At 70.6% G+C, this 13,374-nt stretch carries 12 protein-coding genes and 1 pseudogene; 1 reads left to right on the top strand and 12 read right to left on the bottom strand.

Annotation, left to right across the window (positions count from 1 at the left end; all coding sequences use genetic code 11):
• Positions 1–315: 315 nt before the first annotated feature.
• The gene (locus P1P70_RS11040) at positions 316–1,440 is read right to left on the bottom strand and encodes an alpha/beta hydrolase (RefSeq protein ID WP_319236610.1); all 1,125 of its coding nucleotides are present in this window, start codon (positions 1,438–1,440) and stop codon (positions 316–318) included.
• A 192-nt stretch (positions 1,441–1,632) separates the two neighbouring features.
• Here P1P70_RS11040 and P1P70_RS11035 point away from each other — a divergent pair, with 192 nt between their 5' ends.
• Positions 1,633–3,495: a phosphatidylglycerol lysyltransferase domain-containing protein gene (locus tag P1P70_RS11035; protein WP_319236608.1), complete on the top strand. Its 1,863-nt coding sequence runs from the start codon at positions 1,633–1,635 to the stop codon at positions 3,493–3,495.
• A 146-nt stretch (positions 3,496–3,641) separates the two neighbouring features.
• Here P1P70_RS11035 and P1P70_RS11030 read toward each other — a convergent pair whose 3' ends face one another.
• The 11 genes and pseudogenes from P1P70_RS11030 to P1P70_RS10980 form a co-directional block, all read right to left on the bottom strand.
• The gene (locus tag P1P70_RS11030; RefSeq protein ID WP_319236606.1) at positions 3,642–4,127 is read right to left on the bottom strand and encodes a DUF3180 domain-containing protein; all 486 of its coding nucleotides are present in this window, start codon (positions 4,125–4,127) and stop codon (positions 3,642–3,644) included.
• Positions 4,128–4,246: 119 nt separating this feature from the next.
• Positions 4,247–4,858, bottom strand: a complete 612-nt coding sequence (gene folK / locus P1P70_RS11025) for a 2-amino-4-hydroxy-6-hydroxymethyldihydropteridine diphosphokinase (protein ID WP_319236604.1) — start codon at positions 4,856–4,858, stop codon at positions 4,247–4,249.
• Positions 4,855–5,214, bottom strand: coding sequence for a dihydroneopterin aldolase (gene folB, locus P1P70_RS11020; protein ID WP_319236602.1), 360 nt, complete (start codon positions 5,212–5,214; stop codon positions 4,855–4,857). The genes folK and folB overlap by 4 nt, the downstream gene beginning before the upstream one ends.
• A 276-nt stretch (positions 5,215–5,490) precedes the next feature.
• Positions 5,491–5,994, bottom strand: a complete 504-nt coding sequence (locus P1P70_RS11015; RefSeq protein ID WP_319236601.1) for a nuclear transport factor 2 family protein — start codon at positions 5,992–5,994, stop codon at positions 5,491–5,493.
• A complete protein-coding gene (gene folP, locus P1P70_RS11010) occupies positions 5,991–6,857 on the bottom strand; it encodes a dihydropteroate synthase (protein ID WP_319236599.1) in 867 nt (288 codons plus the stop codon). The genes P1P70_RS11015 and folP overlap by 4 nt, the downstream gene beginning before the upstream one ends.
• Positions 6,858–6,913: 56 nt before the next feature.
• On the bottom strand, positions 6,914–7,519 hold the full coding sequence (folE, locus tag P1P70_RS11005; RefSeq protein WP_319236597.1) for a GTP cyclohydrolase I FolE: 606 nt from the start codon (positions 7,517–7,519) through the stop codon (positions 6,914–6,916).
• 201 nt (positions 7,520–7,720) lie between these two features.
• Positions 7,721–9,736: an ATP-dependent zinc metalloprotease FtsH gene (ftsH, locus tag P1P70_RS11000; protein ID WP_319236595.1), complete on the bottom strand. Its 2,016-nt coding sequence runs from the start codon at positions 9,734–9,736 to the stop codon at positions 7,721–7,723.
• A 179-nt stretch (positions 9,737–9,915) separates the two neighbouring features.
• Positions 9,916–10,476 carry a hypoxanthine phosphoribosyltransferase gene (hpt, locus tag P1P70_RS10995; protein ID WP_239756444.1) on the bottom strand — a complete coding sequence of 187 codons (561 nt, stop codon included), beginning with the start codon at positions 10,474–10,476 and terminating at the stop codon, positions 9,916–9,918.
• A 91-nt stretch (positions 10,477–10,567) separates the two neighbouring features.
• Positions 10,568–11,627, bottom strand: a pseudogene (gene tilS, locus P1P70_RS10990) (tRNA lysidine(34) synthetase TilS).
• Positions 11,628–11,818: 191 nt separating this feature from the next.
• Positions 11,819–12,943, bottom strand: coding sequence for a zinc-dependent metalloprotease (locus tag P1P70_RS10985; RefSeq protein ID WP_319236593.1), 1,125 nt, complete (start codon positions 12,941–12,943; stop codon positions 11,819–11,821).
• Between the two features lie 150 nt (positions 12,944–13,093).
• Positions 13,094–13,374: D-alanyl-D-alanine carboxypeptidase (locus P1P70_RS10980; RefSeq protein ID WP_319236591.1), on the bottom strand; the 281-nt coding region annotated here is incomplete at its 5' end.

The raw sequence follows: 13,374 nt of genomic DNA, 5'->3' as shown, positions 1-13,374 counted from the left end.
CTCAGCCGTCCCTCTCACCTCTCACAAGCCTTCACAAGCTTCCTCACCGCCGGTGCGGCAATGCGCCCACCGGCGACTCCTTCAGTCGATCAACCCCATTGAATGCGTAAACGCCTTGGCCGCATCCGTCTCTTTCCCCTCCGGTGAATTCCCCGAATTGCCGAGCCCGCCGCCGAACCGTTACCGAACTCGGCGCCGACCCGTCGCCGGAACGTGACCGGCCGGCCCTTCACCGGCACTCGACCTCCCGGCGCCGCTTGCCCTCACCGGCCGTCCTCACCAACCGTCTTCACCGGCCGCCCTCACCAGCCGAGTTCACCGGTCGCTCAACCGCCCGCTGATCCACTGCAACGTCGCCGGGATCTCCCGGCGCCACGTGTTGAAGTTGTGCCCACCGCTGTCGAGGATGATCGACGAGATCCGTGTCGGCCGCATCTCCTTCACCTGTTCGATGAACTTCAGCGTGGCCTTGTAGTTGGTCTCCCCCTGTTTGCTGCTGGTGACCAGCAGAGAGGTGTCCGGCGCCGGACGGTGCTTCAGATACCAGAACAGGTCGGCCTCGTTCCGCAGCGTCTTGTCCCCTTGGAAGAGATCACCGGTCGTCGGGTCGATCGGCGCCTTGTAGTACGGCGAGAGGCCCGCGCCGGCGGCGAACACCCGTGGGTGGTGCATGGCGAGTTTCAGCGCACAGTAGCCACCGGTCGAGTCGCCGATGACACCCCAACTGCCGGGTTTCTTCCCGACCCTGTAGTGGTGGCCCACGGCGTCCGGCAGGTCCCGGGCGAAGAACGTCTCGGTCTGCGGCCCGCCCGGGACGTCCACGCACTCGGTGTCGCGCGGCGGCGCCACGGTCGGCCGCAGCATGACCAGGATCATCGGCTGCGCCTTCCCGTCCCGGGCCAACGCGTGGGCCGTCTGCGGGAAGTGCAGCCCCTTGATGAGCGCCTCGGCGGTACCCGGGTAGCCGGTGAGGACGACCGCCGCGGGGAAGGTGCGGGTGCGGTACCGGGGCTGGAAGTACTCCGGCGGCAGATACACGTACGCCGGGCTCGCGATCCGGCTCGTACGGCCGACGATCTCGACCTTCTGGATCTGGCCGCCGACCGTGGGACGGCCGCCACCGGCCACGTTCACCTGCTGGGTGTCGACGACCCGCAGCGGGCCCCCGGTGTCGGCCGCGTCGTGGTCGACGACCACCCCCTGCCCGGTCTCCCGGCCGAGGAGGTCGGCCCAGCTGGCGTAGAACCCGAAGGCCTGGTTGGCGGCGAGGCCGACTGCCATGAAGACGGCGACCTGCGTGGCCAGCAGTAAGACGATCCGACCGCCGACCGGCCGCCACCCGCGCCGGGCCAGCCGCGGCCACCACCACACCGTGCCGACGAACAGCAGCACGGCGGACAGCACCGCCAACGCCAGGACCTTGTTGCTTGTAAGACCCATCGGGTAGTCCCCCGCCGACCTTTCTTTCCTTGTCTTTCCCTGCCCTTTGGCTCAGCTTTCCGATGGAGAGTGAACCTCCTCCGCCGAGCCACCGTCCTAGAGGGCGCAATGTCGCCGGATGCCGGAAAGGCACCGGGTCCAAGCTCTCTCGCGGAACTACGGGATGCGATGTCTGTCAGGACAGATGGGGAAATGTCGGGTGGGGTTCCGGTCCGGTCGGACCGACTCGCGCCGAGCACCGAGCGGCAGCCGAAGGGCGCACACCGGGGCGCGGTGCGGGGCGCCCTGCGCGGTGTACTGCGCGGCCCGCGCCCCGAGGCCGTACCTGCCCTGGTCGCCAGGGCCTGCACACTCGTCGGGCTCGTGGACATCGCCGCGGGGGTGTTCCCCCGCTTCCGCAACAGCCGGATGCACGCGCTGGCCGAGGTGCTCCCCGGCGCACTCGGCCCGTTCGCGGCGGCGCTCTCCCTGAGCGCCGGCGTCCTGCTGCTGCTCCTCGCGCACGGGCTGCGCCGGCGCAAGCGGCGGGCCTGGCGGGCGGCCGTGGTCCTGCTCCCGGCCGGGGCGATCGCCCAGTTCACCTACCGCCACTCGCTCGTCGGCGTGCTCGTCTCGCTCGCGCTGCTCATCCCGCTGCTGCGGCACCGCGACGAGTTCCGCGCCCTGCCCGACCCCACCAGCCGCTGGCGGGCGCTCGCCAACTTCGTGCTGATGGGAGCCGGTTCGATCGTCCTCGGTCTGGTCGTCGTCAGCGCCCACCCCGGACGCATGGTCGGTGACCCGAGCCTCGCCGACCGCCTCGAACACGTCATCTACGGCCTGTTCGGCTTCGAGGGCCCGGTCGACTACGCCGGCAGCACGTCCTGGACGGTGGCCTTCTCCCTCGGCGCCCTCGGTCTGCTGACCGCCATCACCACCATCTACCTGGCCTTCCGCCCCGAACATCCGGCGGCCCGCCTCACCGACGACGACGAGGCACGGCTGCGCGCCCTGCTCGACAAGCACGGCGGCCGCGACTCGCTCGGCCACTTCGCGCTCCGCCGCGACAAGGCGGTCGTCTTCTCCCCCAGCGGCAAGGCGGCGGTGACGTACCGCGTCGTCTCCGGGGTGATGCTCGCCAGCGGCGACCCGATCGGCGATGTCGAGGCCTGGCCCGGCGCGATCGAACACTTCATGGACGAGGCGAAGGCGCACTCCTGGACCCCGGCCGTCATGGGCTGCTCGGAGACCGGCGCGGAGGTCTGGACCCGGGAGACCGGCCTGGACGCCCTCGAACTGGGCGACGAGGCGGTGGTGGACGTCGCGGATTTCTCCCTCGCCGGACGCGCGATGCGCAACGTGCGTCAAATGGTGAAGCGCATCGAGCGGCTCGGTTACGAGACCCGGGTACGGCGCGTCCGTGACCTCGGCGAGGCCGAGCTGGACCGGATCCGCCGCGCCGCCGAGGACTGGCGCGGCACCGACACCGAGCGCGGCTTCTCCATGGCCCTCGGCCGCATCGGCGATCCGGCCGACGGGGACTGCCTCATCGCCACCGCGCACAAGGCCGACGAGGTCCCCGGTCCGTACGGCGACCTGAAGGCCGTCCTCCACTTCGTGCCCTGGGGGGCGGACGGCGCCTCCCTTGACCTGATGCGCCGCGACCGCTCCGCCGACCCCGGCATGAACGAACTCCTCATCGTCGCGGCCCTCCAGGCGGCCCCCCGCCTGGGCGTCCGCCAGGTCTCCCTGAACTTCGCGATGTTCCGCTCGGCCCTGGCCCGCGGTGAGAAGATCGGCGCCGGCCCGGTCCTGCGCGCCTGGCGCGGCCTGCTGGTCTTCCTCTCCCGCTGGTTCCAGATCGAGTCGCTCTACAAGTTCAACGCCAAGTTCCGCCCCCGCTGGGAGCCCCGCTTCGTCGTGTACGCCACCTCGCGCGACCTCCCCCGCATCGGCCTCGCCGCCATGCAGGCCGAGGGCTTCGTCAACCTCGCCCTGCCCCGCCTGCTGCGCCGCCGCCCGAAGGCTCCGGCCCCCTGCGCCCACGCGGTGCGCTCCGCGAGCAACGCCGCCTGAGTGGTCGCGCCGCAGGGCCGGCGCGGCCCGCCGTAGGAACAGTGCGGCCGTAGGAACAGTGCGGGCCGTCCGTGGCCGGCCGCGCAGCTCCCCGCGCCCCTTGTGTGGCCTTCGGCCGACTCAAGGGGCCGCGGGCCCGCCCGGCGTCATGTCGCCCGCGCCGCCCCGCCGCCCGTCTCGTCGTCCTCCGGGAGTTTGCAGACGCGCTCCAGGAAGAAGGCGGCCACTATGACGGCGATGCCCGCGAGGACGGAGAAACCGGCGTAGATGGCCTGGTCGCGGCGGGCCGGGACCTCCAGGTACTCCAGGAGGAAGACGCCGACGCCGCCGTACATCCCGGCGACGAGAGCGGCGACGAGGGCGCTGGCCTGGCCGAACACGACGGCGCGGGCGGCCATCAGGGGATCGACGCCCTTGGCTTCCGGCCGGCGCTCGCGCTGGGCCTTGAGCCGGCTGCGCAGGGACAGTGCCGTGGCCGTCAGGACGGCCGCGATCAGGGCGAGCACGATGGGGGCGGCCAGCGGGACGCTCGGCAGGGTGTCCACCGAGTTCCACAGCCGGGCCCCGGCCCAGGACAGCACCCCCGCCACCACGAACACCGCGGCCAGCGTCCTGATGCGCAGCTCTTTCACGATGCCCCTTCGACGAGCCCGATGGTCCACGGACGCCGGCCCCCACGGTGCCGGGTGGTCGGCCCGGCCGGTGGTCCCGACGGCGTCGGGGATGATCCCGACTCGGTAGACCTTAACGACTACTCGGGCAGCTGGAGTTCCAGGTCGGCGCGGGGCGACACGCCCTCGCGGGTGATCCCGTCGAGGAGCAGCGCGACCGGGCCGCGGCCGGCGAGCTGGGCCTCCGGCTCCACGTCGTGCCACGGCGCGAGGACGAACGCCCGCTCGTGCGCGCGCGGGTGCGGCAGGGTCAGGTCCGGGTCGTCGGAGACGACGTCCGCGTACGCCACGATGTCGACGTCCAGCGTGCGCGGGCCCCACCGCTCGTCCCGCACCCGGTGGAAGGCCTCCTCCACGGCCTGGGCCCGCTCCAGCAGCGAGGCGGGCGGCAGGGTGGTCTTCAGGACCACCACCGCGTTGAAGTACGAGGGCTGGCTGCCCGGCGCGACACCCCACGGCTCGGTCTCGTACACCGGCGACACGGCCTTGATGCGGACGCCCGGGGTCTCCTCCAGGGCGTCGACGGCGCCCTGGAGGTTCTCCAGCCGGTTGCCCAGGTTCGAGCCGATGGAGATCACGGCCCGGCGGGGGTTGTGCAGGGTCGTGTCGGCCTCGTCCACCTTCTGCACGACGGAGGCCGGCACCGGCTGTACGGTCGGGTCGCTCTGACCCTCGGTGAAGAACGCGGTCATACTCGGCTCCGGGTGATGGTGACGGTCGTGTCGTCGAAGGGGACCGTGATCGGCGCGTTCGGCTTGTGGACGGTGACCTCGACCTCCTGGACCACCTCATGCCGCAGACACACCTGGGCGATGCGCTCGGCGAGCGTCTCGATGAGGTTCACCGGCTCGCCCGCGACGACGGCGACGACCTCCTCCGCCACGATCCCGTAGTGCACGGTCTTCGCCAGGTCGTCGTCGGCCGCGGCCGGCCGGGTGTCCAGCCCGAGCGTGAGGTCCACGACGAAGGTCTGGCCCTCCTCGCGTTCGCCCGGGAACACCCCGTGGTACCCACGGGCCCTGAGGCCGCGCAGCGCGACACGATCCACGCGAATCACTCCTGCAGTCGTCGGGAACGGCCGATGTCCTCCGTGTCGTCCGAACACGGTCGGCACACCGGCCACCTTCGAATCTACCTGCGGGCACTGACAGCGCTCACCCTCGGAAGACTCGATTCCACTTCCGTACGGACAGGGTTCATCGAGCGTTTCCCCCAAGGGACGCGTCGGCTCACGGGTCGGAAGCCGCCCCTACCCGCGCACCCGTGTTCCCAATCACCCCTTGGGCCCTGCGCACCGCACGCCCACCCAGGCAGGTGACTCCGCTCAGGAAGGAGACTCCTCGCCCTCGTCGTCCTCGGACTCCGTCAGGACCGGGGAACCGTGGTGCGACCAGAGCTTCCAGCCGTCGGGTGTGCGACGGAACACATTCGTGGCGACCACCAGCTGCCCCACGAGCGGCCCCAGCTCGTCACCGCCGTCCGGCGCCGGGCCCCCGCTGAGGATGTTCTCGGTACAGGTGACGAGCGCGGTGTCCCCGGTGACCGAGACATGCACATCGGTGAGGAAGAACTGGATGTACTCCGTGTTCGCCATGATCAGCGCGTACGACCGCAGCACCTCGCCGCGCCCGGTCAGGACCGGCCAGCCGGGGTGGATGCAGGAGATCACGCCGGTCTCGGCGGGGTCGTGGTACTCCTCGTCCACGCCCACGTCGGCCGGGGCCAGCCAGAGCGAGGAGAGCGTCTCGAAGTCGCCCTGTTCCATGGCCTCGTAGAAGGCGCGGTTGGCGAGTTCGACCTGTTCGACGTCGAGGTGGGGGGCGCTCACCGCTCCCCGGCCCCTTCGATGGCGCGGGTCACACGCACCGCGTCGGCGGTGGCGCGGACCTCGTGCACACGGACCGCCCAGGCGCCCTGCTGCGCGGCCAGGGCCGACACGGCGGCCGTGGCGGCGTCCCGTTCCCGCGCGGGCGGCGGGGCACCCTCGGAGCCCGCCAGCACCCGGCCGAGGAACCGCTTGCGAGAGGCGGCGACCAGCAGGGGCCGGCCGAGCCCGTGCAGCCGGTCGAGGTGCGCGAGAAGGGCGAGGTCGTGCTCGGCGTCCTTGGAGAAGCCCAGGCCCGGGTCGACGACGACCCGGTCCGCCTCGACACCGCCCTCCAGAACGGCCTCCACGCGCGCGTGCAGCTCGTCCAGCACCTCGGTGACGACGTCCTCGTAGACGCCCTTGACGTTGCCGCCCTCCAGGAAGCCGCGCCAGTGCATCACCACGAAGGGGGCGCCCGCGTCGGCGACCACCGGGATCATCGCGGGGTCGGCCAGCCCGCCGCTGACGTCGTTGACGAGGGCGGCGCCGGCGGCGAGCGCCTGTTCCGCCACGGAGGCGCGCATGGTGTCCACGGAGACGGTGACGCCCTCGGAGGCCAGCCCCCGCACCACCGGGACGACTCTGCGCAGCTCCTCCGCCTCGTCGACGCGGGCCGCGCCGGGACGGGTCGACTCGCCGCCCACGTCCACCAGGTCCGCGCCCTCCCCGACCATGTCCAGACCGTGCTTGACCGCCGCCGTGGTGTCGAAGAAGCGTCCGCCGTCGGAGAAGGAGTCCGGGGTGACGTTGACGACACCCATGACCGCGCAACGGTCCCACCGGGGCAATCCGGCCACCCACCCACGCCGGTTCTGCTTGCTCATGCGTCAAGCCTAGGCCCCCGGCAGTGGCCGTGTTCCGCCGCTCCCGGCAACGGGAGTCAGTGGGCCATGATGAGGCTCATCGCCTCGTTGCGGGTCGCCGCGTCCCTGAGCTGGCCGCGCACCGCCGACGTTATGGTCTTCGCGCCGGGCTTGCGGATGCCCCGCATCGACATGCACATGTGCTCGCACTCCACGACCACGATCACCCCGCGCGGCTCCAAAATCTCCATCAGCGAGTCGGCGATCTGCGTCGTCATCCGCTCCTGCACCTGCGGGCGCCTCGCGTAGACGTCAACGAGCCGCGCCAGCTTCGACAGACCGGTGATCTTGCCGGTGGTGGACGGGATGTACCCGACGTGCGCCACGCCCCGGAACGGCACCAGATGGTGCTCACAGGTCGAGTACACCTCGATGTCCTTGACCAGCACCATCTCGTCGTGACCGAGGTCGAAGGTGGTGGTCAGCACATCCTCCGGCTGCTGCCACAGCCCCGCGAAGATCTCCCTGTACGCCCGCGCCACCCGCGCCGGCGTCTCCCGCAGCCCCTCCCGGTCGGGATCCTCGCCGACGGCGATCAGAAGTTCTCGTACGGCGTTCTCGGCGCGCTTCTCGTCGAACTCGCCGATGATGCCCTCGCCGTCCAGCGTCACGGGGTCGGTCATGTCGTGCCTCGCTCCTGAGCCTGTGACACGTACGGATGACGCGTCTCGTCCTCGGCCTTTTTGCGGCCCTCTTTCGGCCATACGAAAATGCCGCGCCCCCCAGGCTAGAACCAGGGGGGCGCGGCAATCATTCCGGGCCTGACGAGGCGGCCCGGGCCGGGAGCCGCAGGCTCCCGGTGGCCGGTTCTCGTCGGTGGGGCGTCAGCTCTCCGGGCTCTCCTCCGGGGTCGCCTCGGCGGGCGCCTTGGTGGTGATCGCCGGTGCCGCGCCGTTGGCGCCGTTCGTCAGTGCGAGCTCCTTCGGGGAGAGCACCGGCGGACGGGTGGACGGGGTGCGGCGCGAGGAGCCGGTCCAGGCGGGCCGGGCCGGGCGCTTGACGATGGCGGAGAAGATCTCGGCGATCTCCTCCTTGCCCAGCGTCTCCTTCTCCAGCAGCTGGAGCACCAGGTTGTCGAGGACGTCGCGGTTCTCGACCAGGATCTCCCAGGCCTCGTTGTGCGCGTTCTCGATGAGCTTCTTGACTTCCTCGTCCACGAGCGCGGCGACCTCTTCCGAGTAGTCGCGCTGGTGAGCCATCTCACGTCCGAGGAACGGCTCCGTGTTGTCGCCGCCGAACTTGATGGCGCCGAGACGCTCGGTCATGCCGTACTGCGTGACCATCGCGCGGGCCAGGTTGGTGGCCTTCTCGATGTCGTTCGCGGCGCCGGTGGTCGGGTCGTGGAAGACCAGTTCCTCGGCGGCGCGGCCACCCATCATGTACCCGAGCTGGTCGAGCATCTCGTTACGGGTCGTCGAGTACTTGTCCTCGTCCGGCAGGACCATCGTGTAGCCGAGGGCACGGCCTCTCGACAGGATCGTGATCTTGTGGACCGGGTCGGAGTTCGGTGAGGCCGCCGCGACCAGGGCGTGTCCGCCCTCGTGGTACGCGGTGATCTTCTTCTCCTTGTCCGACATGATCCGGGTCCGCTTCTGCGGGCCCGCGACCACACGGTCGATCGCCTCGTCCAGCATGTGGTTGTCGATCAGCTTCTTGTCGCTGCGGGCCGTGAGGAGCGCGGCCTCGTTCAGGACGTTGGAGAGATCGGCACCCGTCATACCGGGGGTGCGGCGGGCGACGGCGCCGAGGTCGACGTCGGGCGCGACCGGCTTGCCCTTCTGGTGGACCTTGAGGATCTCCAGACGGCCCTGCATGTCCGGGCGGTCGACCGCGATCTGGCGGTCGAAGCGGCCGGGGCGCAGGAGGGCCGGGTCGAGGATGTCCGGACGGTTCGTCGCGGCGATGAGAATCACACCGCCCTTGACGTCGAAGCCGTCCATCTCGACGAGCAGCTGGTTGAGCGTCTGCTCGCGCTCGTCGTGACCGCCGCCGAGGCCGGCGCCGCGGTGGCGGCCGACCGCGTCGATCTCGTCGACGAAGACGATCGCCGGGGCGTTCGCCTTGGCCTGCTCGAAGAGGTCACGGACCCGGGAGGCACCGACACCGACGAACATCTCGACGAAGTCGGAACCGGAGATCGAGTAGAAGGGGACGCCCGCCTCGCCGGCGACGGCGCGCGCGAGGAGCGTCTTGCCCGTACCGGGCGGGCCGTACAGCAGCACGCCCTTGGGGATCTTGGCGCCGACGGCCTGGAACTTGGCCGGCTCCTGCAGGAACTCCTTGATCTCGTGGAGCTCCTCGACGGCCTCGTCCGCGCCGGCGACGTCGGAGAACGTCGTCTTCGGGGTGTCCTTGGTGATGAGCTTGGCCTTGGACTTCCCGAAGTTCATGACCCGGGAGCCGCCGCCCTGCATCTGGTTCATCAGGAACAGGAAGACGACCACGATGAGGACGAAGGGGAGCAGAGACAGCAGGATGCCGACGAAAGCGTTCTGCTTGGTCGGGGAGACCGTGTAGCCGTCGGCGATCTGCTTGTTCTGGAACTTGTCCTGCAGGGTGTTGGCGAGGGTGACGCCCTGGTCGCCGATATAGCTCGCCTGGATCTTCGAGCTGCCCTCGATCTTCTGGCCGTCCTTGAGCTGAACCTTGAGGAGCTGCTCTTCGCCGGTGGTCAGCTTGGCTTCTTTGACCTTGTTGTCATTGATCGCCTGGACCACCTGGCCGGTGTCCACCGTCTTGTAGCCGCCGGACGAGCCGACGACCTGCATCAACACGACCACGGCAAGGACGGCCAGCACGATCCACATGACTGGCCCACGGAAGTATCGCTTCACGTCCATCCATACGGAGCGGTGCCGCCCCGTCCCTCCTGCCATAGTGAGTTTGATAAAAGACTGTTCTTCGGACGGTACCCCAGCTTTGTCACCCGAAGCCGCAGGGGACCGATGTCGATACCGTCCTCGCATGCTCCAACGGCGCGAAACCCGCTGGGGTTCCCGAGCGTCTTACGGGGGTTGGTTCAGCCGCCGTAGACGTGGGGCGCGAGCGTACCGACGAACGGGAGGTTGCGGTACTTCTCGGCGTAGTCGAGGCCGTAGCCCACGACGAACTCGTTGGGGATGTCGAAGCCGACCCACTCCACGTCGATCGCGACCTTGGCGGCGTCGGGCTTGCGCAGCAGCGTGCAGATCTTCAGGGACTCTGGCTCGCGGGAGCCGAGGTTGGAGATCAGCCAGGACAGGGTCAGCCCGGAGTCGATGATGTCCTCGACGATCAGGACGTGCTTGCCCTTGATGTCGGTGTCGAGGTCCTTGAGGATCCGCACCACACCGGAGGACTGGGTGCCCGCGCCGTAGGAGGACACGGCCATCCAGTCCATGGTGACCGGGGTGGACAGCGCCCGGGCGAGGTCCGCCATGACCATCACCGCGCCCTTGAGGACACCGACGATCAGCAGGTCCTTGCCCGCGTACTCCGTGTCGATCTTCGCGGCCAGCTCGGCCAGCTTCGCGTCGATCTCTTCCTTGGTGATGAGCACCTCTTTGAGGTCGGTGCCCATGTCTTTCGCGTCCACCCGCATCACTTTCGGTCGTCCCAGGGCCGCTCCCGGACGCCCGCTTCCCGTGCGGGGGGCTCGGGGCCCGTCGCGCGGGCCCCGTCGGCGTCCGGTTTCAGCCTTGCCGAATCACCAGTCTGCCACCCTGCCGCTGGGCGACGACCCGGCCGGGGAGATTGATGGCCCCCTGACCGCGCCAGCCGGTGATCAGACGGTCGATCTCCTCGATGTGCCGGGCGAAGAGGGAACCCGCCGGGGCACCGGCCTCGATGGCGGCCCGGCGCAGGATCCGGCGGCGCACCGCGGGCGGCAGGGCGTAGAGCTTGGCGCACTCCAGCAGGCCCGCGGCGTCACGGACGGCGGGCTCGGCCTGGCGGGCCCAGCTGTCGAGGGCGTCGGCGTCGTCCCGGGAGAGCTGGGCCGTACGGGCGAGGGCCTCGACGACGCCCTTGCCGAGCGCCTTCTCCAGGGCGGGCAGGCCCTCGTGGCGGAGCCGGGAGCGGGTGTACGCGGGGTCGGCGTTGTGCGGGTCGTCCCAGACGGGCAGCGACTGGACCATGCAGGCCTTGCGGGCGGTCTGCCGGTCGAGCTGGAGGAAGGGGCGGCGGTAGCGGCCGTCGGCCCCCGAGACCGCGGCCATCCCGGACAGGGAGCGGATGCCGGAGCCGCGGGCGAGCCCGAGGAGGACGGTCTCGGCCTGGTCGTCGCGGGTGTGGCCGAGGAGGACGGCGGTGGCGCCGTGGCGTTCCACAGCGGCGTCAAGGGCGGCGTAACGGGCGTCGCGGGCGGCGGCTTCGGGACCGCCTTCACGGCCGACGGTGACGGCGACGGACTCGACCGGGTCGAGGCCGAGCTCCCGCAGGCGCAGGGCGACTTCCTCGGCGCGCAGGTCGGAGCCGGGCTGCAGACCGTGGTCGACGGTGATGCCGCCGGCGCGGACGCCGAGCTTGGGTGCCTCGAAGGCGAGGGCGGAGGCCAGCGCCATGGAGTCGGCGCCGCCGGAGCACGCCACGAGCACGAGCGGCTGCTCGTGCGCGTCGGCCCCCGCACGCGCGCCCGGGTGCCGCGCGGGCGGGCGCGTGCAGGGGGGTGTTCGTGTGGTGTTCGGTGAGGAGGTCGTGGAGTACGCGGCGGACCGCCAGGCGTATCGCCGCGACCGCGGGGTGGGGACCCATGTCCGGTTCCCTTCATGAAATTGTCGGGGGGTGAGCCCGAGCTCGGTCACTCAGAGTGTGTAGATGGTGACAGAGACGGGCCGTTCCCCGAGCATTGCACGCCTACCCCTCGCTCACGGTCCCTCGGACGGGTGATTGGAGGGGCGTTCGCCTGCCGTCGGCCGGATTCGTTCACCACGCTCACGCGCGGCTCACGACTCCGCCTTGCGATGCACCCGCGCGACCCAGTCCGCCGGTTTGGCGATCTCCGCCTTGGTCGGCAGGGTGTTCGGGGAGGTCCACACCCGGTTGAAACCGTCCATGCCGACCTGTTCGACGACCGCCCGTACGAACCGCTCGCCGTCCCTGTACTGCCTGAGCTTGGCGTCCAGACCCAGCAGCTTGCGCAGCGCCTGGTCCAGGCGGGAGGCGCCCTTCGCGCGGCGCTGCTGGAACTTCTCGCGGATCTCGGCGACCGACGGCACGACGGCCGGACCGACGCCGTCCATCACGAAGTCGGCGTGGCCCTCCAGGAGGGACATGACGGCGGTGAGCCGGCCGAGGATCTCGCGCTGGGCGGGGGTCTGGACCAACTCCACGATCGAGTGACCGTCGTCGCCGACCTCTCCTTCGGGCCTGCCACCCGCGAGTGACTGGGCGGCCTCCCTGATGCGCTCCAGGAAGGTCGTGGGGTCGACCTCGGTCTCCCCCAAGAACGACTGGATTTCACCCTCCAGGTGGTCCCGCAGCCAGGGGACGGCGGTGAACTGCGTGCGGTGGGTCTCCTCGTGCAGACAGACCCAGAGGCGGAAGTCGTGGGGCTGCACGTCGAGTTCGCGCTCCACGTGCACGATGTTCGGGGCGACGAGCAGGAGTCGGCCGCCGCCGTTCTCGCCCGCGGGGAGGTCGCGGGTCGCGGGGGCGAAGGTCTCGTACTGGCCGAGGACCCGGGAGGCCAGGAAGGACAGGAGCATGCCCAGCTCCACGCCGGTGACCTTGCCGCCGACCGCGCCGAGGACGGCTCCGCCGGGGGTGTTGCCGCGACGTTCCTGCATCTTGTCGAGCAGCGGCTTCAGCAGTTCCCGGAAGCCGGCGACGTTGGCCCGGACCCAGCCGGGCCGGTCGACGACGAGGACGGGGGTGTCGTCGCCCGTGTCGGGCAGCATCCGGGTGAAGGCCCGGACGTGCTCCTCCGAGGCCTTCGCGTGCCGGCGGAGCTCGGCGACGATGGCCCTGGCCTCGTCGCGGCTCACCTCGGGGCCCGGCCGTACGAGCCGGGTCGCGGTCGCCACCGCGAGATTCCAGTCGACCATCTCGGCACCACCGATACGAGTCATGTTGTCAACCGTACGTGAGCGCTGCCGCTTGGGGCAGGCCGTAGGGGGTGGGGGTGCCTTGGGGTCGTGGGTACGTGCGGGTGGGTCGTGGTTGCTCGCGCGGTTCCCCGCACCCCTGAAGGCTTGGGGCTGCGCCCCTGCCTTCCCCTCTCAGCGGCAGCCGCAGGTCGCCAAGGCCGATGTCGCGTCGGTGAGGAGGTTCTTGGCCGGGCCGGTGTTCTCCAGGGGGGTCTCCGTGGCGAGGAAGGCGAAGGCGAGGAGGCGGCCGTCGGCGTCGACGACGGTGCCGGCGAGGGTGTTCACGTTGCTGAGGGTGCCGGTCTTGGCGCGGACGACGCCGGTGCCGGTGGCGTCGCCGGGGTAACGGTTGCGCAGGGTGCCGGTGAAACCCGCGACGGGGAGGCCGGTGAGCACGGGGCGGAGTTCGGGGT

It is taken from the genome of Streptomyces sp. MB09-02B, from assembly GCF_033794485.1.
In the GTDB taxonomy this organism is placed as follows: domain Bacteria; phylum Actinomycetota; class Actinomycetes; order Streptomycetales; family Streptomycetaceae; genus Streptomyces.
Note: the sequence above shows the minus strand (reverse complement) of the source record. Positions and strands in the feature narration are given on the sequence as shown.

Coding starts and splice junctions, on each gene's coding strand:
- P1P70_RS11035 (WP_319236608.1), top strand. CDS start 1,633: ATGTCGGGTGGGGTTCCGGTCCGGTCGGACCGACTCGCGCCGAGCACC.
- folP (WP_319236599.1), bottom strand. CDS start 6,857: ATGAGCAAGCAGAACCGGCGTGGGTGGGTGGCCGGATTGCCCCGGTGG.
- hpt (WP_239756444.1), bottom strand. CDS start 10,476: ATGCGGGTGGACGCGAAAGACATGGGCACCGACCTCAAAGAGGTGCTC.
- P1P70_RS10985 (WP_319236593.1), bottom strand. CDS start 12,943: ATGACTCGTATCGGTGGTGCCGAGATGGTCGACTGGAATCTCGCGGTG.
- folE (WP_319236597.1), bottom strand. CDS start 7,519: ATGACCGACCCCGTGACGCTGGACGGCGAGGGCATCATCGGCGAGTTC.
- ftsH (WP_319236595.1), bottom strand. CDS start 9,736: ATGGACGTGAAGCGATACTTCCGTGGGCCAGTCATGTGGATCGTGCTG.
- P1P70_RS11040 (WP_319236610.1), bottom strand. CDS start 1,440: ATGGGTCTTACAAGCAACAAGGTCCTGGCGTTGGCGGTGCTGTCCGCC.
- folK (WP_319236604.1), bottom strand. CDS start 4,858: ATGACCGCGTTCTTCACCGAGGGTCAGAGCGACCCGACCGTACAGCCG.